Annotated in this window: 24 protein-coding genes and 1 pseudogene; 18 read left to right on the top strand and 7 right to left on the bottom strand. The window is 62.3% G+C overall.

Going from position 1 to position 25,138, the window contains the following annotated elements; genetic code table 11:
- Nucleotides 1-96 precede the first annotated feature (96 nt).
- Nucleotides 97-2,568, bottom strand: a complete 2,472-nt coding sequence (locus B0919_RS22550; protein ID WP_078014567.1) for a carbohydrate-binding protein — start codon at nt 2,566-2,568, stop codon at nt 97-99.
- Between the two features lie 190 nt (nt 2,569-2,758).
- Nucleotides 2,759-4,213, bottom strand: coding sequence for a carbohydrate-binding protein (locus B0919_RS22545; protein ID WP_078014566.1), 1,455 nt, complete (start codon nt 4,211-4,213; stop codon nt 2,759-2,761).
- A gap of 523 nt (nt 4,214-4,736) precedes the next feature.
- Here B0919_RS22545 and B0919_RS22540 point away from each other — a divergent pair.
- From B0919_RS22540 to B0919_RS22470, 15 genes are all read left to right on the top strand, one after another.
- Nucleotides 4,737-6,077, top strand: a complete 1,341-nt coding sequence (locus B0919_RS22540) for a phenylacetate--CoA ligase (protein WP_139362331.1) — start codon at nt 4,737-4,739, stop codon at nt 6,075-6,077.
- Between the two features lie 15 nt (nt 6,078-6,092).
- A complete protein-coding gene (locus tag B0919_RS22535; RefSeq protein WP_078014565.1) occupies nt 6,093-6,737 on the top strand; it encodes a TetR/AcrR family transcriptional regulator in 645 nt (214 codons plus the stop codon).
- Between the two features lie 77 nt (nt 6,738-6,814).
- On the top strand, nt 6,815-7,894 hold the full coding sequence (gene paaE / locus B0919_RS22530) for a 1,2-phenylacetyl-CoA epoxidase subunit PaaE (protein WP_078014564.1): 1,080 nt from the start codon (nt 6,815-6,817) through the stop codon (nt 7,892-7,894).
- A gap of 98 nt (nt 7,895-7,992) precedes the next feature.
- Nucleotides 7,993-8,946 (top strand): 1,2-phenylacetyl-CoA epoxidase subunit PaaA, encoded by a 954-nt coding sequence (gene paaA, locus B0919_RS22525; protein ID WP_078014563.1) that lies wholly within the window; start codon nt 7,993-7,995, stop codon nt 8,944-8,946.
- 180 nt (nt 8,947-9,126) lie between these two features.
- A complete protein-coding gene (gene paaB, locus B0919_RS22520) occupies nt 9,127-9,414 on the top strand; it encodes a 1,2-phenylacetyl-CoA epoxidase subunit PaaB (protein WP_078014562.1) in 288 nt (95 codons plus the stop codon).
- 11 nt (nt 9,415-9,425) lie between these two features.
- Nucleotides 9,426-10,226: a 1,2-phenylacetyl-CoA epoxidase subunit PaaC gene (paaC, locus tag B0919_RS22515; protein WP_078014561.1), complete on the top strand. Its 801-nt coding sequence runs from the start codon at nt 9,426-9,428 to the stop codon at nt 10,224-10,226.
- Nucleotides 10,220-10,726, top strand: coding sequence for a 1,2-phenylacetyl-CoA epoxidase subunit PaaD (gene paaD, locus B0919_RS22510; RefSeq protein ID WP_078014560.1), 507 nt, complete (start codon nt 10,220-10,222; stop codon nt 10,724-10,726). Before paaC ends, paaD begins: the two co-directional genes overlap by 7 nt.
- A 180-nt stretch (nt 10,727-10,906) precedes the next feature.
- Nucleotides 10,907-11,689, top strand: coding sequence for an enoyl-CoA hydratase-related protein (locus B0919_RS22505; RefSeq protein ID WP_078014559.1), 783 nt, complete (start codon nt 10,907-10,909; stop codon nt 11,687-11,689).
- A complete protein-coding gene (locus tag B0919_RS22500; RefSeq protein ID WP_217701064.1) occupies nt 11,690-12,880 on the top strand; it encodes a 3-hydroxyacyl-CoA dehydrogenase NAD-binding domain-containing protein in 1,191 nt (396 codons plus the stop codon).
- Nucleotides 12,858-13,298 carry a hydroxyphenylacetyl-CoA thioesterase PaaI gene (gene paaI, locus B0919_RS22495; RefSeq protein ID WP_254846648.1) on the top strand — a complete coding sequence of 147 codons (441 nt, stop codon included), beginning with the start codon at nt 12,858-12,860 and terminating at the stop codon, nt 13,296-13,298. Before B0919_RS22500 ends, paaI begins: the two co-directional genes overlap by 23 nt.
- 119 nt (nt 13,299-13,417) lie before the next feature.
- A complete protein-coding gene (gene pcaF / locus B0919_RS22490; protein WP_078014558.1) occupies nt 13,418-14,623 on the top strand; it encodes a 3-oxoadipyl-CoA thiolase in 1,206 nt (401 codons plus the stop codon).
- The gene (locus tag B0919_RS22485) at nt 14,620-15,219 is read left to right on the top strand and encodes a transferase hexapeptide repeat family protein (RefSeq protein WP_078014557.1); all 600 of its coding nucleotides are present in this window, start codon (nt 14,620-14,622) and stop codon (nt 15,217-15,219) included. Before pcaF ends, B0919_RS22485 begins: the two co-directional genes overlap by 4 nt.
- 121 nt (nt 15,220-15,340) lie before the next feature.
- Nucleotides 15,341-15,730 carry a hypothetical protein gene (locus B0919_RS22480; protein WP_078014556.1) on the top strand — a complete coding sequence of 130 codons (390 nt, stop codon included), beginning with the start codon at nt 15,341-15,343 and terminating at the stop codon, nt 15,728-15,730.
- A 101-nt stretch (nt 15,731-15,831) separates the two neighbouring features.
- Entirely contained in the window at nt 15,832-17,883 is a 2,052-nt protein-coding gene (gene paaZ / locus B0919_RS22475; RefSeq protein ID WP_078014555.1) for a phenylacetic acid degradation bifunctional protein PaaZ, read from the top strand.
- A gap of 177 nt (nt 17,884-18,060) precedes the next feature.
- Complete coding sequence (locus B0919_RS22470; protein WP_078014554.1) at nt 18,061-18,840, top strand: enoyl-CoA hydratase/isomerase family protein; 780 nt, start codon at nt 18,061-18,063, stop codon at nt 18,838-18,840.
- Nucleotides 18,841-19,063: 223 nt separating this feature from the next.
- Here B0919_RS22470 and B0919_RS22465 read toward each other — a convergent pair whose 3' ends face one another.
- From B0919_RS22465 to B0919_RS25895, 5 genes and pseudogenes are all read right to left on the bottom strand, one after another.
- On the bottom strand, nt 19,064-19,474 hold the full coding sequence (locus B0919_RS22465) for a DUF3037 domain-containing protein (RefSeq protein ID WP_078014553.1): 411 nt from the start codon (nt 19,472-19,474) through the stop codon (nt 19,064-19,066).
- Entirely contained in the window at nt 19,452-20,243 is a 792-nt protein-coding gene (locus B0919_RS22460) for a HipA family kinase (protein WP_078014552.1), read from the bottom strand. Before B0919_RS22460 ends, B0919_RS22465 begins: the two co-directional genes overlap by 23 nt.
- A 324-nt stretch (nt 20,244-20,567) precedes the next feature.
- The gene (locus tag B0919_RS25785) at nt 20,568-20,819 is read right to left on the bottom strand and encodes a sterol desaturase family protein (RefSeq protein WP_254846647.1); all 252 of its coding nucleotides are present in this window, start codon (nt 20,817-20,819) and stop codon (nt 20,568-20,570) included.
- Nucleotides 20,820-20,853: 34 nt separating this feature from the next.
- Nucleotides 20,854-21,078 (bottom strand): annotated as a pseudogene (locus tag B0919_RS26085) (sterol desaturase family protein); the annotation flags it as partial.
- Between the two features lie 9 nt (nt 21,079-21,087).
- Nucleotides 21,088-21,219, bottom strand: coding sequence for a hypothetical protein (locus tag B0919_RS25895; protein ID WP_262490560.1), 132 nt, complete (start codon nt 21,217-21,219; stop codon nt 21,088-21,090).
- Nucleotides 21,220-21,628: 409 nt separating this feature from the next.
- On the opposite strand from B0919_RS25895, the gene B0919_RS22450 reads away from it, so the two are divergent.
- From B0919_RS22450 to B0919_RS24920, 3 genes are all read left to right on the top strand, one after another.
- Nucleotides 21,629-22,804, top strand: coding sequence for an aminotransferase class V-fold PLP-dependent enzyme (locus B0919_RS22450; RefSeq protein WP_078014550.1), 1,176 nt, complete (start codon nt 21,629-21,631; stop codon nt 22,802-22,804).
- A 211-nt stretch (nt 22,805-23,015) separates the two neighbouring features.
- Nucleotides 23,016-23,828 (top strand): ferritin-like domain-containing protein, encoded by an 813-nt coding sequence (locus B0919_RS22445; protein WP_078014549.1) that lies wholly within the window; start codon nt 23,016-23,018, stop codon nt 23,826-23,828.
- Nucleotides 23,829-24,270: 442 nt separating this feature from the next.
- Nucleotides 24,271-24,570, top strand: coding sequence for a hypothetical protein (locus B0919_RS24920; protein ID WP_139362330.1), 300 nt, complete (start codon nt 24,271-24,273; stop codon nt 24,568-24,570).
- Nucleotides 24,571-25,138: the final 568 nt, after the last annotated feature.

The following is a 25,138-nucleotide window of genomic DNA, read 5'->3' as shown; positions in this document are numbered from 1 at the left end:
GCGGAGAGTTGGTGGTGAAGGTTCTTCCAGGCCCCGGCTTGGGCTAGGCGGCAAAAAGCCCGACCAAGCGGCCGGGCTTTTCAGGTAGGCAATCTGCTATTTGAGGAAGCGTCGGGTGGCCACGAGCTTCTCGCCGGCGGTCAGCACCAGCGAGTACAGGCCTGGCTTCAGCGTTGCCACGTCGATGCCACCGGCCCCCACGACCCCGCGGGCCACGGGCTTGCCCCAGGCGTCCAGTATCTGGTAGCGGGCATCAGCGGGCAGTTGGGTAGCGCGCAGGTGCAGGCGGTCCGTCACCGGGTTGGGGTACAGCTCCAGGCTTGCCGGGCTCAGGCTGCTGGGCGCAATAACCTCCGCAGCCGGTTGCACAGCCAACGCTTCGCGGGCAACGCCAGCCTTGGAGATGCGCACCCAGTTGATGTTCCAGCCGGCGGACTGGGCGTAGATGCCGAAGTTGTAGGTGCCGGCGTTGACGTTCACCGTCTTCGACACCGTCGTCCAGTTCTGCCAGCCGCCGGTGCCAGGAATGGCCGTATTGCCGAATTGAATAGAGCCGGCGTTGAGGTCAGCCGAAATGGTCCCGCCGCTGGCCCCGCTGGCCACGCGGTATTCGATGGTGTAGCTGCCCGTGGTCGGGAAGGTGATGTTGTTCCACACCAGGTAGTCCCCCGCATCCACCCAGCCCATGTTTTGCCCGCCTTCCGCGCAGGCTTCGGCGCTCATGCCGTTGTTGACGCTGGCCGCTTCGGCTTCGAGCAGCAGGCTAAACGCGGCCGGCGCCACCTGCACCCGCATTGAGGTGGCCTTGTCGTTCCAGTTGCCGGTGCCCAGCACGTTGTTTACCAGGCAGCCGTTGCTGGCCGTGAGGGTGAGCGAGGAGCCGGTGAAGTTGTCGTTTTCATAGAGCACCACCTGGTAGCCGCCGTTGATGGTGAGCGAGGAAATGTCGTCGTTCAGCACGCCGCGGCTTTGCAGCGCGCCCAGCGTGTAGTCGCCCACCGGCAGGCCCACGGCCGTACCCGAGTAGTTGCAGTCCTTGTACACAGTGGCCACGCCACCGCTGGCCGGCGCCGGCGCCGAGCCGCTAATGCTGAACGTGCCCAGGGAGCCGTAGTCGGAGTAGCCATCCGTAACGGGGTTGCCGGAGCTCGTGCCGTCGATTTGCAGATAGTAGGTGCCTGCGCCCAGCGAGGCGCTAAACGACACGTTCAGGTTACCGCCCCCGCCGGTATCGTAAGTACCCAGCAGGCTGCCGGCGCTGTTGAACAGCCGCGCCACGATGTCGAGGTTGCCGTAGCGGCTCACCGTATTCACGCTGAAGCTGGCCGTGCCCCCGGCGGTGCTGAAGGAGAAATAGTCCTGGTCGCCGGTAGTGGTAATAAGGCCATTGCTGCTCAGGCCGTTGCCGTTGCGCGCCAGAGCCGTAGCCGTAGCTATGCTGTTGCCGTGGTCATCGGCGCGGTAGCCCACGTTGTAGGTGGCGCTGGCCATGATGGCCAGGTCGTCCTGGGTCTGGCTAGCGGAGTTGTATTCGCCCCGGCTCCAGTGCGTCACGGGCTTGTAGTAGCCCGCGCCCATGATGGGTGCCCAGGCGCCGGCGTTGTCCTGCGCGGTGTAATACTCTTCTTTCGGGCTCAGGCGGCCGTCGTGGCTCAGGCCCAGGGTGTGCCCCACCTCGTGCGAGGCGGCTTCGCCGCCGCTCTTGGGGTCGGCCATAAACACCCAGCAGGGCGTGTCGTCATTGGTTTTAAACGAAGTTAGGAAGGCCACGCCGCCCGCGCCCGGCGCAATGGTGCTGCCGCTGCCGGGCGAAATAACGCAGCGCATGCGCATGTTCTTCGGGTAGGAGTTGAACACCGCCTCGTCCGTAGTCACGTTGATGCTGAACGGGCGAAAATCCTCGCTCACCAGCTCCCACATCGCTTGCACGTTGGCATCGGTCATATTGGCCGAGGGCGCGTTGTAGGCATTGCCGTTGTTCCAGCCCGTGCCGGCCGGCAGGCTGTAGCCGTCCACGTCCAGCATCACGCAGCCGCGGGCGCCGGGCAGGCTTTGCAGGGAAACGACACTGATGCGGTTGGCCGTACCCGCCGGGGCAGCCGGCGCCTTTTCCAGGTAGCCGCGGGGCTTGCCGTAGTCCACGCACACCACTTTGTCGATGTCCACGGGCTCCACAAAGGCTCGGCCGCGGGCATCGGCGGAGTAGCGGTAGGCCTTTCGGCTGGTGCGCAGCACGATATGGCCTTCTACCTGCTGGCCCGTTACGCGCAGCTGAAAAGAGGCCCCGGGCACGCCCTGAATGGCGCCCACCACGTACTCGCCGTCGCGGGCAAGGTCTTCCCGGTAATTAACCACACCGCTGTAAGCCAGGCTCGGCGATACGCGCAGCGTCACCACGGGGCGCGCCTGCCGGGCGCTTTTAGCTGTCACTTCGGTTTCCAGCTGCCGCACCAGGTCCTGGGTGCTGCCGAGTTCGTAGCGGGTGTCCGAGCGCTGTTGGGCCGCGGCCGATAAGGAGCCGGCCAGCAGCGCGCTCAGGCCACAATAACGGAGGAAAGCTTGCTTCATAGGGTTGGGATTGGGTTGGTGGAGAAAAAGGCCGCCGTTGGGAGTAGTGCGCAGCAGGCCGCGCCCCGGTTTGCGGCGACCAGGCGGTAAATAGTATTTCTGAAAAGGAGGAAGGCAGCTGCACCAGGCGGCGAGGAACCTAGCTGGTGTGGTTCCTCGCCGCCTGGCTTGTTAGGCAGTGGGGCCCGGGCTAGTGAATCACCAGCTTCTGCACGGCGCTGGTCTTGCCGTTGCTCACGCGCACCAAGTACACGCCGGCGGCCAGGCGCGCGTCGCGGTTCAGCTCCAGGGTGCTGCTGGTGGCCGTCTGCTGCCACAGCTGCTTGCCGTCGAGGCTGGTGATGCGCACTTCGGTCGGCTGCCCGGCGAAGGCCCCGCCGAGCTGCAGCGTCACGGACTGGCCAGCACTCTGCGGGTTGGGGTACAGTTCCAGCGTACCTGCGCGGTCATCGAGGCGCGTCGTGCTGGTCGTGACGCTGGCGGCGCGGGCGGCACCAGCTTTGGTGATGCGGATCCAGTTCAGGTTCCAGCCGCCAGTTTGCGCGAAGACACCGAAGTTGTAGGTGCCCGCATTCACGTTCACCGTCTGCGCCACGGTGGTCCAGTTCTGCCAGCCGCCCGTCGCCGGCACGTTAATGGCGCCGAGCTGCGTCGCGCCCGCGTTCAGGTCGCTCGACACGCGCCCACCGCTCGGGCTGGCCACGCGGTACTCGATGGTGTAAGTGCCCGAAGTGGGGAAGTTGATGGAGCTGTAAGCCATCCAGTCGCCGGTGTCAATCCAGCCCACGTCCTGCCCGCCGCCCGTATCGGAGCAGCCTTCCAGCTGCACCCCATTCATTGATGAATAACTCTCGGCCTGAATGGTGAGCGAGCTGGGCGTAGGCGCAGTGGTTTTCTGGTATACCCGCACGTAGTCGACGTACATCGAGGCCGGCAGTCGGCTCTCATCCACCGTCTGCCCGGGCCAGTTGCCGGCCACGGCCAGGTTCAGCAGCAGGAAGAAGGGCCGCTGAAACTCCTCGGTGCTGCCCGTGCCGTTGGTGATGTTGATTTCGTGGTACTTCACCCCGTCCACAAACCAGCGGATGTACGTGGGCTCCCACTCCACCGTGTACACGTGGTAGGCGTCGGGTGAGGTCACGATGTTGCCGCCGTATTCGGCGTGGCCGTTGCTGTCCCAGTGCACGGTGCCGTACACCTTGTTTTCGGCATTAATGTGCTCCATCACGTCGATTTCGCCGCAGGCCGGCCAGCCCACCTGCCCGATGTTGGCCCCAAGCATCCAGAACGCCGGCCACAGCCCCTGCCCCTGCGGCAGCTTCATGCGCGCCTCGATTTTACCGAACTGAAACTGCTTTACTCCCTGCGTTTTCATGCGCGCCGAGGTGTACGGCATACCGCCCACGTTTTCCCGGCGCGCCGTGATAATGAGGTCGGTAGCGCTGACGGTGGCGTTGGCCCGCTGGTAGTACTGCTTTTCGTTGTTGCCCCAGCCGCCTCCGCCGGTTTCAAAAACCCAGCTGGAGCTGATGCTGCCATTGAACTCGTCGGCCCATACCTGCTGGTAGCTTTGGGCCTGCGCGGCGTTGGCCAGGCACAAAGCCGTAGCCGCCGCGCTAAAAAGCGTGGTAAACAGTTTTTTCATGGTGTTTGGGTTGGGAATGGTAGGTCGGTGCGCGTAGGATGGCGGGCTTCAGCCCGCGGGCGGACAGCGCCGCGTCGGCATCGGAGCGAGGCGCCAAAGGGCAACAGTTGGGACTCCGATGTACTCAAATATTTCTCCTTGCTTGCAGAAAAACAAGCCTATAGAATGCCCGCGCGAGCGTGCAGCGGACGTTTTCAGGAAGTATAGTCAGTGGCTTGTACTCTTAGCGCACACGCCAGCTAAGCCGATTTCCGAAGTTGTTCGAAGCAGCGTGCTCCTAGCAGTGCGCCGACGGCCCTTTAAAAAACAATTGAAAAATTTCGCGTTAGCTGCGCTTTTCGTAGATCAAGCTCGGCGGTATTGCCGGCTTGGCCGCTGGCTTTATCTATCCAGGGCCTTTCTTAGGCACCGAATCGATAACAATTGGCTAAGGACTTAAACCAAATACTAACAAACATTCGTTTGAAGTAAAAAGTCATTACCTTGGTAGCACCGCTCCGCCACCGCTTTCCCACTCCCGCCCATGCTGTTCAATCCCGACGTTGAACGCCTGCCGTTGCCGCAGCTGCGCGCTTTGCAGAACGCGCGCCTGAAGGAGCAGGTGGCCTACGTGCACGCCCGCGTACCGTTTTACCGGCAGAAGCTCGATGCCCTGGGCATCAACCCCACCACGTTCCGGGGCCTGGATGATCTGCCCAAACTGGGCTTCACCAAGAAGACCGACTTTCGCGACAACTACCCCTTCGGCCTTTTCGCGGTGCCCGAGACGGAGGTAGCGCGGCTGCACTGCTCCAGCGGCACTACCGGCAAGCCCACCGTGGTGGGCTATACCGCCGCCGACTTAGATACTTTCAGCGAACTGGTGGCCCGCTCGCTGGCCGCTGCGGGTTGCCGGCCGGGCATGAAGGTGCAGAACGCCTACGGCTACGGCCTGTTTACGGGCGGCCTGGGCCTGCACTACGGCGCCGAAAAGCTAGGCCTCACCGTCATTCCCGTTTCGGGCGGCAGCACCGACCGGCAGCTGACCCTGCTGCGCGACTTCCGGCCCGAAATCATCTGCGCCACGCCCTCCTACGCCCAGGTGCTGGCCGAGGAGCTGGTCAAGCGCGGCATCGGCTTCGACGACATCAACCTGCGCTACGCCGTGCTCGGGGCCGAGCCCTGGAACGAGGCCATCCGCACGCAGGTGCAACAGGGCCTGCAGGTAGCGGCCACCAATATTTACGGGCTGAGCGAAATCATGGGCCCGGGCGTGTCGCAGGAGGACGTGGACGAGCGCGGCACAGGCAGCTACATCTGGGAAGACCACTTCCTGCCCGAAGTGGTGGACAAAGACACGGGCGAGCCAGTGGCCGAGGGCGAGTTGGGCGTGCTGGTCTTTACCACGCTCACCAAAAAGGCCATGCCCGTGCTCCGCTACTGGACCGGCGACATCACCAACATTTACTACGCGCACTCCGAAAAGCGTACCCACGTCAAAATGGGTCCCATCCGCGGCCGCGCCGATGACATGCTCATCATCCGCGGCGTCAATTTCTTTCCTACCCAGGTGGAAGACATCATTGCCGCGCTGGAGCACGCCTCGCCCAACTACCAGGTGGTGGCCACCCGCCGCGGCAGCCTGGACGAAGTGGAAGTAAGCGTGGAAGTGGCCGAAGCCCTGCTGCGCGCCTTGGGCCTGACTACGCTCACGGCTGACGTTATCGAGCAGCACGACGCGCTGCGGCAGCTGCAGGGCCAGTTTACCAAGAAGATTAAGGACAACATCGGGCTAAGCATGAAGGTCACCTTGCTGGGTAGCGGGCAGCTGCCGCGCAGCGAGGGCGGCAAGCTCAACCGCGTGAAAGACCTGCGCCACCTGTAAGCCGCCAAAACTGCTATGACCCCGAAACCCATTGCCGGTGCCCCCGCTACCGAAGGCGCTACCCCGGAGAAACACCCGGAGCCATCGTCGCGCAGGCCCAACCGCCGCCAGCTCATCCTCGACGAAGCCGCCAAACTCTTCAAGCAGAAGGGCTTCGGCGGTACTTCCATGCGTGATTTGGCGCGGGAAGTGGGCATGGAAGCGGCCAGCATGTACAACCATATCAAGTCCAAGGACGAAATCCTGGACTTGATCTGCACGCGCATCGCCCACACGTACATCTCCCAGCTGGCCGACATCGAGCAGACCGAGGCCTCCTACGCCGACAAGGTGAAGGCGCTGATCCGGCTGCACATCCGGCTGATGATTGAGGACGGGCCGGCCGTATCGGTGGCCAACCACGACTGGAAGTACCTGCCCGAGCCGCAGCTGACGCAGTTCAAGGAAGCCCGCAAAAACTACGAGAAGGGCTTTGCGCGGCTGATTGAGCAGGGCATTGCCGCCGGCGAATTTCAGCCCATCAACGTGTCGGTGGCCTTGTTCACCATCCTCTCGGCCGTGCGCTGGGTGGAGCTCTGGTACCGCCCCGGCCGTGAGCTGTCGGCCGAAGAACTAGAAGACCATATCATCACCATGCTGCTCACCGGCCTGGCCAAATAAGTTGGCCGCTGCGGGTTGTCAGTTCGCGCTGGCACTACCCTGACAACTCCCACCGGACAACCGACAACTAGAATCACATGAGCCGTTTTCATAAAGTCAAAGTCAAGAGCATCGTCCGCGAGACGCCGGACTGCGTGTCGGTGGCCCTCGACGTGCCCGCCGAGCTGCAGGACACGTTTCGCTTCACCCAGGGCCAGTACCTCACCTTCCGCCGCGAGCTGAACGGCGAGGAAGTGCGCCGCTCTTACTCCATCTGCTCCTCCCCGCTCGATAACGAGTGGCGCGTGGCCATCAAGCAGGTGCCCGAGGGACGCTTTTCCTCGCATGCCGTGCAGCAGCTGCGCGTGGGCGAAGAGCTGGAGGTGATGCCGCCCATGGGCCGCTTCTACACCGAACTACACCCCGAAAACCAGAAGCTGTACGTGGCCTTTGCTGCCGGTTCGGGCATCACGCCGGTCATGTCCATCGTGAAGACGGTGCTGCTCACGGAGCCCAACAGCCAGGTGTACCTGATTTACGGCAACCGCGGACGCAACTCCATAATCTTTAAGGAGCAGATTGAGGCGCTCAAGAACAAGTTTGTCAACCGCTTGAGCGTGTACCACATCCTCAGCCGGGAGCACGGCGACGCCGACCTGTTTTTCGGCCGCATCGATAAGCTGAAAACGGAGCAGTTCCTCTCCAAGATCATCCCGCCGCAGGACATCGACGAGGCCTTCATCTGCGGGCCGGAAGAAATGATTCTGGGCGTGAAGGAAGCCCTGACGGAAGCGGGCGTGGCGCCCGAGAAGGTGCACTTCGAAATGTTTACCTCGGGCGAGGGCGGTAAGCGCTCGGCTGAGCGGCAAGCCCAACGCCCCATCGGCGAGGACGACAAGCACAGCCAGGTGACGGTGCAGCTGGAGGGCATGAAGCAGGTACTGGAAATGTCGTACTACGGCGACACCATCCTCGACGCGCTGCTGGAAATCGGTATCGATGCGCCTTACTCCTGCAAAAACGGCATGTGCAGCACCTGCCGCTGCCGCGTAACCGAAGGCACGGTGGAAATGGACGTAAACTACTCCCTCTCCGATACCGAAGTGGCCAAAGGCTACGTCCTCTCCTGCCAGGCCCGCCCGACATCGGAGAAGGTGGTTGTGGATTTTGACCAGTAAGCCCCTGTATCAGTACTGATAGCTTGACGTTTAGTCCTGGCGTGAAAATTTTTTCTACTTTTAACTAACGCCTGTTAGTTAATCTTTGTTAAGGAGGCATGGAAACCCTGGAAGTCAACCTCGAAGAACAGTTTCAGACCCGCATCGACGCCGACGTGCGCATCGAGCCCAAGGACTGGATGCCCGATGCCTACCGCAAGACGCTGATCCGCCAGATTTCCCAGCACGCGCACTCCGAGCTGGTGGGCATGCTGCCGGAGGGCAACTGGATTACGCGGGCTCCTTCGCTCAAGCGCAAGGCCATCTTGCTGGCCAAGGTGCAGGACGAAGCCGGCCACGGCCTCTACCTGTACTCCGCTGCCGAAACGCTGGGCGCCACCCGCGACCAGATGCTGGCCGACCTGCACTCGGGCAAAGCCAAGTATTCGAGCATCTTCAACTACCCCACGCTGAGCTGGGCCGACATGGGCACCATCGGCTGGCTGGTCGATGGCGCCGCCATCCTGAACCAGGTGCCGCTGTGCCGCACTTCCTACGGCCCCTACGCCCGCGCCATGGTGCGCGTGTGCAAGGAAGAAAGCTTCCACCAGCGCCAAGGCTTCGAAATCATGCAAACCCTCTGCGAAGGCGCGCCCGAGCAGAAGCAGATGGCCCAGGACGCCTTAAACCGCTGGTGGTGGCCTACGCTGATGATGTTCGGCCCCAAGGACGCCGACTCGCCCAACACCGAGCAGTCGATGAAGTGGCGCATCAAGCGCTTCACCAACGACGAGCTGCGCCAGAAATTCGTGGACATGATGGTCCCGCAGGCCGAGTTTCTGGGCCTGACGGTGCCCGACCCCGAGCTGAAGTGGAACGAAGCCAAGCAGGGCTACGACTTCGGCGACGTGAACTGGCAGGAGTTCTGGGACGTGGTAAAAGGCAACGGCCCCTGCAACCACGAGCGGCTGCAGGCCCGCGTGGACGCCTGGGAAGACGGCGCCTGGGTGCGCGAAGCGGCCCTGGCCCACGCCGAAAAGCGCAAGCAGCGCGCCGGAACGGCAGCTGCGTAGTCGTCTCCCCCCCTGGCCCCCTCTCCGAAAAAGGAGAGGGGACTAGATTCTAGTTTTAACCTCCTCTCCCAAACTCTTTATACCTCTTCCTGCTGGCCCGGACAGTTTCTAGAAGTCAAAAGCTAGAGCTAGTCCCCCTCCCCACCGGAGAGGGGGCCAGGGGGTGAGACGCATTTCAACATGACTCAAAAAGAATGGCCGCTGTGGGAAGTATTCATCCGCAGCAAGCAGGGCCTCGACCATAAGCACGTAGGCTCCTTGCACGCCGCCGACGCCGAAATGGCCATCCAGAACGCCCGCGACGTGTACACGCGCCGCCTCGAAGGCGTGAGCATCTGGGTGGTGGAGTCCAAGCATGTGCACGCCTCCAACCCCGACGATGCGGCGGCCTTCTACGAGCCGGCCAACGACAAAATCTACCGCCACCCCACGTTCTACACGGTGCCGGATTCCATCAAGCACATGTAACTGCGGGCCGTATGTACGCATCCACCGATAGCATCAGCCTGCCCGACGTAACGCCGGAGCTGCGCCAGCAGCTGTTCAGCTACGTGCTGCAGCTGGCCGATACCAGCCTCATCCTGGCTCACCGCATTTCCGAGTGGTGCGGGCATGGCCCCGTCCTGGAGCAGGACCTGGCCATGGCCAACATCTCGCTGGATTTGCTGGGCGAGGCTCGAAGCTATTACCAGTACGCCGCCGAGCTAGAAGGCCAGGGCCGCACCGAAGATGACCTGGCCTACCTGCGCCCGGCCGTAGAGTACCGCAACCCGCTGCTGGTGGAACAGCCCAACGGCGACTTTGCCCACACCATCCTGCGGCAGTTCCTCTACGACTGCTTCCACTACCACCTGCTGGTGCAGCTGCAGGCCGGTCCCGACCGGCACCTGGCCGCCATTGCCGAGAAATCCGTGAAGGAAGCCGCCTACCACATCAAGTGGAGCTCGGAATGGGTGATTCGCCTCGGCGACGGTACCGACGAAAGCCGCCGCCGCCTCGAAAAAGCCATCGGCAGCCTGTGGCGCTACCGCGGCGAGCTGACGACGCCCACTACCACCGAGCAGACCCTGCAAGCCGCCGGTTTCGTGCCCGATTACGCTGCTATTCAGCAGCAGATCGACGCGCACGTAGCCCGCGTGTTTGAGGAAGCCACACTGCCGGTTCCCCAAGGCGTGTTCATGCAAAAGGGCGGCAAGGACGGCCGCCACTCCGAGCACCTGGGCTACCTGCTGGCCGAACTGCAATACATGCAACGCGCTTACCCCGGCATGAAATGGTAGAGCAAGCAACGGCACCGACTGAGGAGCGCATCTGGCAGTTGCTGGAGGAGGTTTCCGACCCCGAGGTGCCGGTGCTCAGCATCCTGGACCTGGGCATCGTGCGCGCAGTGCGGGTGGAAGCCGACGGGCAGGTGCACGTCACCATCACGCCCACGTACTCCGGCTGCCCGGCCATGAACACCATTGCCACCGAAATCCGGCTGCGCCTGCTGGCCGAAGGTCACACCAAGCTGCAGATTCACAACCAGCTCAGCCCGGCGTGGACCACGGCGTGGATGTCAGAAGCCGGCAAGCAGAAGCTGGAAGCCTACGGCATTGCCCCGCCCAAAGACGCCACCGGCCACGTCCTGAACCTCTTCGGTCAGGAAGAAGCCATCAAGTGCCCGCACTGCGGGTCCAACCACACCAAGCTGATCAGCCAGTTCGGCTCCACCGCCTGCAAGGCCCACCACCAGTGCCTGGACTGCCTAGAGCCCTTCGACTATTTCAAGTGCCACTAAAGCTAGAGCTAGTTCCCCTCTTCAGCTAAGGAGGGGTTAGGGGTGGTTGACCTTAACGTTTGAGACGTCATCTAGTATTAGCTTTTTAATTCTAGTCTTTCAACCACCCCTAGCCCCTTCCTCAGCTGAGGAGGAGAACTAGCCCTAGCTTCTCCCTGCTACTTCCCACTCCCTCCAAACATGCCCGATTCTCCCCTGCTCTTCTCCATCGACGGCGGCGTAGCGACCATCCGCTTCAACCGGCCCCAGGTTTTCAATAGCGTCAACAAAGAAGTGGCGCTGGCCCTGCAGGAGCGCCTGCGTGAGTGCCAGCAAAACGCCGAAGTGCGCGCCGTGCTGCTTACCGGCACCGGCAAGGCCTTCTGCGCCGGCCAGGACCTGGCGGAAATCACCGGGCCGGATGCGCCCGAGGTGGCCGACATCGTGGCGAAGCACTACAACCCCATCGTGCTGCTGATCCGCGAGCTGAACAAGCCCGTAGTGGCCGCCGTGAACGGCGTAGCCGCCGGCGCCGGTGCCAACCTGGCCCTGGCCTGCGACGTGGTAGTAGCCAAAGAGTCGGCCTCGTTTATTCAGGCCTTCAGCAAAATCGGGCTGATTCCCGACAGCGGCGGCACCTTCTTTCTGCCTCGCCTCGTGGGCATGCAGCGCGCCTCGGCCCTCATGCTCACCGGCGACAAAGTATCGGCCGCCGAAGCCGTGCAGATGGGCATGATCTACAAGACCTTCTCCGACGAGACCTTCGAGCAGGAAGCCGACGCGCTGGTGCGCAAGCTGGCCAACATGCCCACCAAAGGCCTGGCCTACACCAAGCAGCTGCTCAACGTAACCTTCGGCAACGACCTAGCCCAACAGCTGCGTTACGAGGGCGACTACCAGTTGCGCGCCGGCGCCACCATCGACTACAAAGAAGGCGTAGCGGCCTTCCTCGAAAAGCGTCAACCCACCTTCACCGGCCAATAAATGAGTACGCTCATCAAAGTCGGCATCATCGGCAGCGGCGCCATGGGCGCGGGCATTGCGCAAGTGGTAGCCCAGGCCGGGCACCCCGTGTGCCTGCTCGACCAGAACCACGCCGCCCTGCAACGCGCCAGTACCGGCATCAGCAATAACCTGCGCAAGCTGGCCGAAAAAGGCAAGCTCACCGCCGAGGAAGCCGAAGCCGCCATTGCCCGCGTCAAGACCTGCAACGACATGCAGTCGTTTGCCGACTGCGGGCTGGTCATCGAAGCCATTGTGGAAGACCTGGCCGTGAAGCAGTCCGTGTTCCGCGACGTGGAAGCCATGGTGTCGGCCGACTGCGTGCTGGCCTCCAACACCTCGTCGCTGTCCATTGCTTCCATTGCCGCTGCCTGCCAGCGGCCGGAGCGCTTCATCGGCATTCACTTCTTCAATCCCGCCCCGCTGATGCAGCTGGTGGAAGTCATTCCGGCGGTGCAGACGCGCGCCGGGCTGGCCGAGGAGGTCCGTGCGTTGGTGCAGAGTTGGGGCAAGCTGCCGGTGCTCTGCCAGGACACGCCGGGCTTTATCGTAAACCGCATTGCGCGGCCCTACTACGGCGAGGCCATCCGCCTGCTGGAGGAAGGCGTAGCCGATGCGGCTACCATCGACTGGGCCATGACCGAGCTGGGCGGCTTCCGCATGGGCCCGTTTGCGCTGATGGACTTTATTGGCCACGACGTGAACTACCGCGTCACCGAATCGGTGTTCACGGCCTTCTTCTTCGACCCGCGCTTCAAGCCGAGCTTCACCCAGAAGCGCTTGTTCGAAGCCGGCTACTACGGCCGCAAATCGGGCCGCGGCTTCTACGACTACCGCGAAGGCGCCGTGCCGCCCGAGCCCACCCGCGACCCAGCTTTGGGCCACCAGGTGCTCAACCGCATCCTGGCCATGCTCATCAACGAAGCCGTGGACGCGCTGCACCTGCACGTGGCCTCGAAGGAAGACCTGGAGCTGGCCATGACCAAGGGCGTGAACTACCCCAAAGGCCTGCTGCGCTGGGCCGACGAGCTGGGCCTGCCCGCCGTGCTGCAAACGCTGGACGCGCTGTACGAGGAATACCACGAGGACCGCTACCGCGCCAGCCCCCTGCTGCGCCGCCTGGTAAAGGCCGAACAAACGTTTTTTCAGCGTGAGTCAGTTGGCAGCCACTAGCCCCGAGCAGCAGCGGGCCGCGGCCGTGCAGGAGCTGATGCTACGCCACGACGCGTTCAGCCACTGGCTCGGCCTGCAGATCGACGAAGTCGGCCCGGGTTACTGCCGCCTGCACTTCACCGTGCGCCCCGACATGCTCAACGGCTTTCAGGCCCTGCACGGCGGCGTCACGTTTTCGGCCGCCGATTCGGCTTTTGCCTTCGCTTGCAACAGCCACGGCCGCCAGAGCGTGGGCCTCTCGGTCACCATCGACTACCTCGAAGCCGGCAAGCTCGGCGACGTGATTACCGTGGAATCCCGCGAGGAAAGCCTCAAGCACAAAGTCGGCGTCTACCAGATTCGCCTCACCAACCAAGACGGGAAGCTGATTGCCTTATTCAAGGGCACTTCCTACCGCACCAGCAACGAAATTCCCTAGTACTACCAAACCGAACGTCGTGCTAAGCATGCCAAAGCCGCTCTCCCTCTCCTTTTCGGAGAGGGGACCAGGGGGTGAGGCCCCACGTCAGCACGACCTAGTTTGATTTCCCTTCTGACATGAACCAAGCCTATATCATCGACGGCATCCGCACGCCCATCGGCAACTTCGGCGGCTCCCTGGCTCCCGTGCGTCCCGACGACCTGGCGGCCCTCGTCATCGAGGAGCTGCTGCGCCGCAACGCCTCGGTGGACCCGGCCGGAATTGCCGACGTCATTCTGGGCTGCGCCAACCAAGCCGGCGAAGACAACCGCAACGTGGCCCGCATGGCCGCGCTGCTGGCCGGCCTGCCCGTGACGGTGCCCGGCGAAACGGTAAACCGTCTCTGCGCCTCGGGCTTGTCGGCGGCTATCGGGGCGGCGCGCGGCATTCAGGCGGGCGACGGCGACTTGTTCGTGGCTGGCGGCGTGGAAAACATGACGCGCGGCCCGCTGGTCATCAGCAAGGCCAGCACCGCCTTCGGCCGCGACTCCGAAATGGTGGATTCCAGCTTCGGCTGGCGCTTCGTGAATCCGCGCATGAAGCTGCAGTACGGCATCGACGCCATGGGCGAAACGGCCGAGAACCTAGCCGAGCGCGACCAGATCAGCCGCGAAGACCAGGACCAGTTTGCCTACGCCTCGCACCAGAAAGCCACCCGCGCCCGCGACAACGGCCGCTTCGCCGAGGAAATCGTGCCCGTGCCGATTCCGCAGCGCAAGGGCGAGCCGGTGCTGTTCGAGAAGGACGAGTTTATCAAGTCGAACACCTCGCTGGAAGGCCTGTCCAAGCTGCGCCCGGCGTTCCGGCAGGGCGGCACCGTGACGGCCGGCAATTCTTCGGGCCTGAACGACGGCGCAGCCGCTTTGCTGCTGGCGTCGGAAGAAGGCATCAAGCAGCACAACCTCACGCCCCGGGCCCGCATCGTGTCCATGGGCGTGGCGGGCGTGGAGCCGCGCTATATGGGCATCGGGCCGGTGCCGGCCTCGCAGCAGGCGCTGAAGAAAGCCGGCCTGACGCTGGACCAGATCGACCTGATCGAGTTCAACGAGGCCTTTGCCGCCCAGGTGCTGGCCTGCATGCGCGGCCTCGGCATCGAGCAGGGCGACGAGCGCGTGAACCCCAACGGCGGGGCCATTTCGCTGGGCCACCCGCTGGGCATGAGCGGGGCGCGCATCCTCAGCACGGCCGCCCTGGAGCTGCACCAGCAAAACAAGCGCTACGCCCTCGTGACCATGTGCATCGGCGTGGGCCAGGGCTACGCCGCCATCATCGAAAAGGTATGATTTACTCGTTCAACGGCATCGTGCCCGTGGTGCACGAATCGGCCTTTGTGCACCCGCAGGCCGCGGTGACCGGCAACGTCATCATCGGCCGCAACGTGTACGTGGGGCCCGGCGCGGCCATCCGCGGCGACTGGGGCCAGATCATCATCGAGGACAACTGCAACGTGCAGGAAAACTGCACCGTGCACATGTTTCCCGGCACCACCACACGGCTCAAGGAAATGGCCCACATCGGCCACGGCGCTATCATTCACGGCGCCACCGTGGGCCGCAACGTGCTGGTGGGCATGAACGCCGTCCTCATGGACCGCGTCGAAATCGGCGACGAGTGCATCATCGGCGCGCTGAGCTTCATCAAAGCCGACGAGGTGATTCCGCCGCGCAGCCTGGTGGTCGGCAATCCGCACAAAATCATCCGGCAAGTCAGCGACGACATGCTGGCCTGGAAGACGGAAGGCACGCACATCTACATGCAGCTCCCTGCCGACCTGCACGCCACCCTGCAGCCCTGCGAGCCGCTACGCGAAGTCCCCACCGACCGCGCGGTGCAGCAAGGCAGCTACCAAACCTGGGCCGAACGGAAAAGCGGCGCCTGATGAGGAACGTCATTCCGAGCGAAGTCGAGGAATCTCGCGTGCTTCGTTGAACGATCAAACAAGAACGTCATGCTGAGCTTGCCGAAGCATCTCTACCGCTTCGGCAGAACATCAATCCGACATGAACGACAACCCATTTGAGGCGCTCCATAGCTTCATAGCCCAAATACCAGCTATTGAAAACATAGCTGGAACGGGAATCGATGAAGCAGGATTATGGTGGCTGAAGTTCAAAATTGACATCCGGCATCCGCTGGCGTGGCAAGTGGTGCAGGAGTTAGGACATGTTGTCAACCATCTGTCTATAAATGATAGGTTGCCAACCGTTTTCTATCCGGTTTCACCGCCGCCCTATATGAATGGCGGGCCACAAGAATTTCTCTCCTGGGTAATTGAAAACAAGCACAAAGACTTCAAGCCTGACGACCTTAAAACATGGCTCGAAGGCAGATTGCCCCGGCCTGTGTCCGACGAGTTGGAGTGGTTAGCAGACGACGAAGACGACTATTAATTAATTCTGTAGCTCCAACGAAGCGGTAGAGATGCTTCGCCAAGCTCAGCACGACGGCCTAAACAAAGCCCCTTCCCACTACTCATTCCCCTCTCAACCATATGACTCCCACCCTCGAAAACTACGCCCTAGGCCGCTGGATGCCCGGCTCGGGCCAGAAGCAAGAGCTCTACGACGCCTCCACCGGCGAAGTCATTGCCCTGGCCGACGGCGAAGGCCTGGACTTCGCCGCCATGCTCGATTACGGCCGCCGCGTGGGCAATCCGGCCCTGCGTAAGATGACCTTCCACGAGCGCGGCCGCATGATCAAGGCCCTGGCCTTTTACCTGACCGAGCGCAAGGAGCAGTTCTACACCCTGAGCTACCGCTCGGGTGCCACCCGCGCCGACTCGTGGATTGACATCGAGGGCGGCATTGGCAACCTGTTTGCCAACGCCTCGCTACGCCGCAAATTCCCCGACAAACCGTTCTACGTCGACGGGGAGCCGATTGGGCTGTCGAAGGGCGGCACCTTCATGGCCCAACACCTGATGGTACCCAAGGAAGGCGTGGCCGTGCACATCAACGCCTACAACTTCCCCATCTGGGGCATGCTGGAGAAGATTGCCGTGAACCTGCTGGCGGGCATGCCGGCCATCGTGAAGCCGGCCGTGCCCACGGCCTACCTCACCGAAGCGGTGGTGCGCGAAATCATCAACTCCGGTATCCTGCCCGAGGGCGCGCTGCAGCTGGTGGTGGGCTCCGGCATCGGCATCCTCGACCACGTCAACTACCAGGACGTGGTGACCTTCACCGGCTCGGCTGAAACCGGCCGCAAGCTGAAGGCGCACCCGCGCATCATCGAGGAAGCCGTGCCCTTCAACCTGGAAGCCGACTCGCTCAACGCCGCCGTGCTCGGCCCTGACGCCGCGCCCGGCACCGCCGAGTTTGACCTCTTCATCAAGGAGGTGCGCAAGGAAATGACGGCCAAAGCGGGCCAGAAATGCACCGCCATCCGCCGCGCCATCGTGCCCGAGCACTTGGTGGAAGACGTGCAGATTGCCCTCGGCAAAGCCCTGGCCCAAACCACCATCGGCCACCCGCTGGCCGAAGGCGTGCGCATGGGCGCGCTGGCTGGCATGGAGCAGGTCAAACGCCTGCGCGAGAAGGTGCAGCAGCTGGCCAAGAACACGCCCATCGTGTACGGCGACCTAGACAACGTGCAGGTTATCGGCGGGGACTGCAAAGTGGGCGCGTTCATCTCCCCCATCGTGCTGCTGAACCCCGATCCGTTCCGCTTCACCGATTCGCACGAGGTGGAAGCCTTCGGCCCCGTCACGACCATCATGCCCTACAAGACGGTAGATGACGCCGTGAAGCTGGCCAATATGGGCAAAGGCTCCCTGGTGTGCTCGGTGGCTACGGATGACCCAATGGTCGCCACGGAGTTTGCCCTCGGCGCGGCTACCCACCACGGCCGCATTCTGGTGCTGAACCAAGAAGTAGCCAAGGAAAGCACCGGCCACGGCTCCCCCATGCCCCTGCTGATTCACGGCGGCCCCGGCCGCGCGGGCGGCGGGCAGGAAATGGGCGGCATGCGCGGCGTGGAGCACTTTATGCAGCGCGTGGCCATCCAAGGCTCACCCACGATGATTACGGCCATTACCGACGTGTACCAAGCCGGTGCCAAGCAAACGGAGCGCGACAAGCACCCCTTCCAGCACTACTTCGAGGAGCTGACCATCGGGCAGACTTACACCACGCACCGCCACACCGTGACGGAGGCTGACATCACCAATTTCGCGCAGGTGTCGGGCGACAATTTCTATGCCCACGTGGACGCTACCTCGCTGGAAGGTACGCTGTTCACCGGCCGCGTAGCCCACGGTTACTACATCCTGAGCAAGGCCGCCGGCATGTTCGTGGACCCGCGCAAAGGACCGGTGCTGCTGAACTACGGCCTCGACGAGTGCCGCTTCACCAAGCCCGTGTACCCGGGCATGACCATTGGCGTGCAGCTGACGGTGAAGGAGAAAATCAGCCAGGAAAAGCGCGACGAAAACGACGTGGCCAAGGGCATCGTGCGCTGGCTGGTGCAGGTAACCGACGAAATCGGCGAAACCGTAGCCGTGGCGACGATTTTGACCATGGTCAAGAAGAAAAACCAGGAGTAATCCTACCTTCTGTCAGCCAACCTCGTCTGTCATCTTGAGGCGCAGCCGAAGAACCTTGCCACGCATGAACGACCTGCATCGGTAATTGCTATCGGACGTGGCAAGGTTCTTCGGCTGCGCCTCAGGATGACAAACAAAGTTTGACAGCCGATTCCCATTTGCCTCAACCGCATTCCCATGAGCACCACCGAAACTTTAGCCGCCGGCAGAGTCGATGTAACCACCGACGAGCAGGGCGTTGCTACCATCTGCTTTTCCCACCCTTCGCACAACTCCCTGCCGGGCGCCCTGCTCACGGAGCTGGCCGAAACCATTACCCGCGTCGGCCAGGATGCGCAGACCAAAGTCATTATCCTGCGCAGCGAAGGCGACAAGACCTTCTGCGCGGGCGCGTCGTTCGACGAGCTGATAGCCATCGATAACGAAGCCCAGGGACAGTCCTTTTTCTCGGGCTTCGCTAAGGTGATTAACGCCTGCCGTACCTGCCCGCGCATCATCATCGGCCGGGTGCAGGGCAAGGCCATCGGCGGCGGCGTAGGCGTAGCTGCGGCTACCGACTACTGCTTTGCTACCACGCAGGCCTCCGTTCGGCTGAGCGAGCTGGTGGTGGGCATCGGTCCGTTCGTAGTCGGGCCGGCCGTGGAGCGCAAAATCGGCAACGCCGCCTTCGGTCAGTTGGCACTGGACGCGGGCGAATTCCGCTCCGCTGCCTGGGCCCGTGAGCATGGCCTCTACGCTGATGTGTTCGATACCACCCCACACATGGACACTGCCGTGGCGGCCTTCGCCACCAAGCTCGCCGCCTACAACCCCGAGGCTTTGGCCGAGCTGAAAAAAGTGCTCTGGCAAGGCACCGACCACTGGGATAAGCTACTCGTGGAGCGCGCCGGCATCAGCGGGCGCTTGGTGCTGTCGGACTTCACCCGGCAGGCCATCGAGAAGTTTAAGGGCCGTTAGTATTGTCTAGTATAAAACCAAAAAACCGCTACGCAGGGCTGCGTAGCGGTTTTTTGGTTTTAGGCATGGCTTTAGGCTTATCTGTTATCCTGACGAAGGATAGAACCTGAGCACACTTGAACAAGTCGTTACCACGGTTGTCGTTCTGCAGTGGTAAGGTCCTTCGCGTTGCTCAGGATGACAGACGCTAGAAGGCTTGTCAATTCCACTTCTTCAACGCGCTTTACTCCGTTGGCGCTGCTACTGGCGGTGCCACGAGCTGCGCGTACAGTCTATCCAGCATGGCGGCGGCGTCCTCGCACAGGCCCGGGTGCACCGAGGAGCACTGCACGATGGTGCTGCGCGTGGCCGTGAGCCAGCGAAACCGCTCGGCCACGCCCAGGCGGCCGATGGGCCCGCCTTCGGCGCGGCCATTGCAAATCTTTTCAAAGGACAGCAGGCGCTGCCGCAGGTCGTCCATATCGAGTTCTTCGCCGGTGAAGGCGCGCAGCCGGGCCTCGGGCAGGTGGCTGCGCACTTGCAAAAAGCCCAGCCCACGGCAGTACAGGATGACGCCGACGTTGAGGAACTCCTCCCGCTCCACGCGCGGTACCACGCGCAGCACGGCGTACTCAAACAAGTGCTTGTCGGGCATTTTCGGCTTCCTGTACAAAGGTTTCGGATGCGGCCAGGCGGTACTCCAGGAACCGCACGTAATTCTGGCGCTGCTCGTCGGCAGATAGGTCGGGCTCCAGCAGCCACTCGTCGGGCACCAGGGCCACGATGCGGCGGATGATGTCGGGCGTGAGTCGGGCGCGGCATTCGGCATCGACGGCGGCCAGCTCGGTGGCGCGGGGCAGCAGCACGTGGTCTTTGATCTGCGGGAACGTGCGCGGCCGCGGCTCGGCCCAGCCCGGTCCGGCGTGGTGCACGTAGAGCGCGGCGCCGTGGTCAATCAGCCACAGTTCCTTGTGCCACATAAGCATATTGGTGTTGCGCACGGTGCGGTCCACATTCAGCGTGAGCATGTCCAGCCACACCACCTGCGAGGCCAGGCGCGCATCCACGGCGGTGACCAAGGCATCGAAGGTAATGGCGCCGGCGAGGTAGTGCAGGGCCAGGTTCAGACCGGTGCTGGCGCGCAGCAGGTCCTGGATTTCCTCGTCGGGCTCGGAGCGGCCGAAGGCTTCGTCGAGGCAGGCAAAGACCAGCTCGGGCACGCGCAGGCCGAGCACCCGCGCCAGCTCGCCCACGATCAGCTCGGCAATGAGAGCCTTCGGGCCCTGGCCGGCGCCGCGGAATTTCACCACGTACATGAAGTTATCGTCGGCCTCCACCAAGGCCGGCAGCGAACCGCCTTCGCGCAATGGCACCACGTAGCGCGTCACGTCGACGGTTCTTAGGGAAAGGGCATTTGCCTGCATACGGGGCGAAAATTACGGAAACTGGCGCGGCTTTGCCCGCTAGGTAGTTTTGAGGATACCTGTCGCGTCGGGGTTGGCCACGCCCAGCCGCAGGTTTTGTTGGCGCCTTATACACTCCGGGTACTTTTCCCGCGTATATAGCCAGTACTTTACCTGCCCACTTGTATGCGCCCTCCCCAACGCCCGCCCCGCCTTATCCCGCCGGCCAACACCAAATACGTTATCATCATTGTAGTGGCCGCTCTGGTGCTGATGTGGCTGGCCGAACGCTTTTTAGGCTAGGCCTTACGGCTACTCCGCTAGCTCCGTCCGCGGGCTTGGTGGCTACGCACGCTCCGGCACCAAGCCATCGGGGCGGGCCCAGCCGCGGTGCGGTGCCGCCGGTAGGGCCAGCAACTCGGCCACGGTCTGCTCATCGGCCTCGGAGTAAGCCGGCACGCCAATGGTAATCTGCGCCTGTGGTACGTTCAGCCGCGGCGTGCGGTGCAGCTGGTCCCACAGGGTGAGCACCACTCCGAAGTTGCTCTGCGTTTCGCGCTGCACCACCGAGTGGTGACTGCCGTGTGCACGCGGCATTCACCAGCAGCCGGGCCAGCGCCCGTTCGAGGCTGAACGGCAGACGGGCATTGCTGTGATGAAAGGCCGTACAGGCTTCGAATACGGCTTCGTAAGCCAACACCGTGGTCGGCCGTACGCCTGCTAAGGCCAGCAGGCCACCCCGGTACGGAATGCTGGCCAACATCTCGCCGAAATGAAAACGCCACGCCGTGGTCAGGTCCATGTCGAGGTCGATGTGGTGCACGCGGTGGAAGCGCCAAAGCACGGGCGCGTGCAGCAGGCGGTGCTAGGTGTAGGCCACGTAATCGAGCACCAGCAGCTCCAGCACAAGCCGCCACGGCTCCGGCAGGCGGGCCAGGCCCCGACGCTGCTCTGGCTTGCTCAGGTCCACCATTGCCGGCAGCAGGGTGAGGCGCATGGCTACCAAATGAAGGCAAGGCCAACCCGACGTTGCGCGCCCAACGCTCGACCCGCGGACGGGTACGCCGCCGCAGCGGCCGCACGGTCTCGAGAATGAGCAAACCCACCGCTACGGCCGCCAGCGCCGGTGTGGCCCACCGGTCGAAGCGGCGCAGCAAGGAGGCGGTGAAGACAGAAGAGAACATCAGGCAATGGCTGCAACGAAGTACGCTACTGCTTACGGCTACTACACGGCGCAAGGCTAGGCTGGGCGCCTGATGCGCGGGCGAGGATTAAGCCGAAACGTATTATTAGCCTAGGGCAGCCTGTGTTTTCAGCTGCTGCTTAAGAGGCCGTAGCGCCACAATTCGCATTTTTGCCCGCCAACTCCGGCCTTCCCTCTTACGTTGCGCCCACCTCCTACTGCCATGAACCTCGACCTGCTTCGCCGCGACACGCCTGGCTGCGCCGACCGCCTCTTTCTGAACAGTGCCGGCGCCTCGCTCACCCCGCGCCCGGTGATGCAGGCCATGTTGGACTACCTACAACAGGAAGAGCAGCTGGGCGGCTACGAAGTGGAGCGGCAGCACGCCGACGACTACCAGCTCCTGTACGCCGAACTAGCCCGTCTATTCAATGCCGCGCCGCACAACTTCGCCTTCGCCTGGAACGCCACCGATGCCTACAGCCGGGCGCTGTCAGCCATTCCCTTCCGCAGTGGCGACGTCATCCTGACCACCGCCGACGACTACATTTCCAATCACATTGCCTTCTTCTCGCTGCAGAAGCGCTTTGGCGTGGAAGTGGTGCGCAGCCGCAACCTGCCAGGCGGCGACGTGGACCTCGACGACTTTGAGCAGCAGCTGAAGCAGCACCGCCCGGTGCTGGTGGCCGTGACGCACGTGCCCACCAACTCCGGCCTGGTGCAGCCGGTGGAAACCATCGGCCAACTCTGCCGGCAGCACGAGACGTGGTACCTGGTCGATGCCAGCCAGTCGGCCGGACAGCTCGTGGTGGATGTGCAGCGCATCGGCTGCGACTTCCTGAACGCGCCGGGCCGCAAGTTTCTGCGTGGCCCGCGCGGCACGGGCTTCCTCTACATCTCCGACCGCGCCCTCGCGGCCGGCCTGGAGCCCCTGTTTATCGACCGCCGAGGGGCCGACTGGAGCAGCCCCGACGCCTACCACCCCCACCCCGACGCGCGCCGCTTCGAGCAACAGGAATTCGGCGTATCGGCACTGGGGCTAGCCGAGGCCGTGCGCTACGCCAACGGCGTTGGCATCGAATCCATTGCCGCCCGCGACGCGGAGCTAACCGGCTACCTGCGTCAGCGCTTAAGCACGCTCGGCCACCTGCGCCTGCTCGACCTCGGCTCGGTGCAGTGCAGCCTCGTCACCTTCGATACCCCCGGCCACTCGCTGGAAGAGGTAACGCAGCTGCTCACAGCGCGCGGCGTGGTGCATACCGTGAGCCTGCGCAGCTTTGCCCTGCTGGATTTCGAGGCGAAGGGCGTGGAGTGGGCCATTCGGTTCTCGCCGCACTACTTCAATACGCACGAGGAGCTGGACGCCGCCGTGGCTATTCTGGCCGAACTGGGCCGGTAGTAAGGCGTGTATTCTCCGGTGACCTATTTTCATTGCCCGAGCAGTAAATGGGTCCGGCCGACCTGTGTTCATAGCTCAACGGCTACACAACCAACGGCCTGCGGCTGCCCTATCTTTTAACTGCTGGCATGTAACCTTCGGCTCCTTTCCCGCGAATGAATGGCACGTTGGCCTTACCGGCCTAGTACTCATCCATTTGCTATTCACTCCCATGAGCCATCCACATTCGCCCCGCGTTAGCCCCAACTCGCCGGCCGCCCAGGCCCTGTCCGACGCCGCCGACGCCAAGCTGCACCCCGACCGCGCCACTGCCACCGATGCCCCGGCCGAACCGGCCGCCGCAACCGGCCTGCTGGCTCAGGCCCAACAGTGGCTGCAAGGCAACAATTTGCCCACCGCCCTTACCCAGGTTCCCGAACCTGTAAAACGCCTCGCGGGCCAAACGGCCGGCCGCTGGCGTCAGCTCTCCACCACCCAGAAAGTAGTGGGCGGAGCCCTGGTAGCTGCCGGCGGCTGGTACCTGCTGAGCCGCTCAGGGCAGTCGGCCCCGAAAAAGCAGAACAAGCGTACTGCCGCTAAATCTTCCGGGGCGCAGGCTGACACGCTGCGCGAGCTGCTGCTCTTCGTCAATGACCGTATTGAGGGCTATCAGCGAGCCGTAGAGGAAAGCAAGGACTCTGAGCTGCGCGGCTATTACAAGCAGCTGGTAAGTCAAAGCCAGCAGTTTGCCACCCAGCTGAACAACCACCTGCGCCAGCAGGACGGCGGCCATGAAGACGGCACGACGCTGAAAGGCAAGCTTTACCGGGCCTGGATGGACACCAAAGCCGCCATCACCGGCCGCGACGAAAAAGCCATTCTCGGCTCGAACGTGTACGGGGAAGAGTGGGCCCTGAAGGCATATGAAGAAGCCCTGAGCGACGGCGCCTTGCCACCCTACCTGCGCCGGGAGGTGCACCGCCAGTATGCCCAGTCGCAAAAGACGTATGAGCGACTGAAGCAGCTGGAAGGCCAGCAGTCCTAAAGGTTTGACCGTTAGCCCCCCGTGCGGCGCCAGCTTTTGCCTGGTTCCGCACGGGGGTGTTTTTTATACAGGCTGGCTGACAGCGCCGTTTCACGTTATGGCAGGAGCCGGCTCGAACTTCCGGGCTACCACACTAAACTATTCGAAGAGCTCGTTTAGCAAAGGCCACTGAACGGGGCCGATACGCAAAAAATAAAATTTTGTTGGGGTATACTCCCTTCCATAATCTGTCTATATTTACCAGCACCAGATAAGGCAATCATCTGGTTTTATCAATATTCTCCTTGACCTTACCCATCGGATTTTTTATGAGAAGCACTTTATATCAATGGGTCATATTATGACTCAATAGGACCTACAGTGCATTATTGCGCCTATTTACTGGAAGCATAGCACATAAATCTGTGCACCGAACCTATAAAAATAGTCCACAAGTTATTTTATGAACAACTACGCTTATCAGTCACAAACTCTTCTAAGCTCAACCTTGGAAAAACCATGGTTAGTCGCTTCGCCATTAAGTACCTATCTGAAGGATTTCATGCTGGTTTTGGCGGCCATGCTTTACGGTGCCGAACCTCGTCCAGCTAGTTCATATTTTCTGCCTAACCATACAGCGGTAATCACTCTAAGCCGCATAAAAAGCGTCATTCGCAGCTTGCAAAGCGCTTTTTCAGCGCTGGCGTTGCCGCGTACCCCAGCTCCTGACAAACTTGGGTGGGGCTACAGGCGGAAGCATTAAGAAGTTGAACCGGGTCGTCGCCGGACGGCACTACTTGCTTTCGGTCTTTTGAGCCCCTCTTGGCTCAACCGAGGCGCTGTCATCACCAAGGATTTTCACAACAATGTTCGGCCGAACAGGGGTTCGTGTGTCGGTACCCTATCACGTGATAAAACCGACAAGTATTCCATTCCCAACCATTTACCATTAATACCGATGAAAAAATTCGAAAGTATCAAAGGTCAGCGCGCGCTCAGCCGCGAGCAGATGAAAGCGGTTACGGGTGGCCGCCCTCCTGAGGCGTTGAACTGCACGGATCCGGTACACGGGTGCATCTGCAGCGGGGGTGAGCCCTCCTACTATAGCAACGGCTCATGCGTCTGCGACAGTGGCTATGCGCTGCCGTGCTCCGTTGGCACGGGCGGCCAGTAGTCCTTCATCAAGCAGAAAAAGATGCCATTCGGTATTCCTTATTGCTTGCCTTGAGTTGCTCCTATAAGTGGACACATCAAAGCGAAACGAAACAATTAACGCATTCATAATGAAATCAATAACCAAATTCCAGGAACAGCGCCAGCTTAGCCGCGCC

It is taken from the genome of Hymenobacter sp. CRA2 (genome assembly GCF_002007105.1).
Taxonomy (GTDB): Bacteria; Bacteroidota; Bacteroidia; order Cytophagales; family Hymenobacteraceae; genus Solirubrum.
This window is presented reverse-complemented; position numbering and strand designations above follow the sequence as displayed.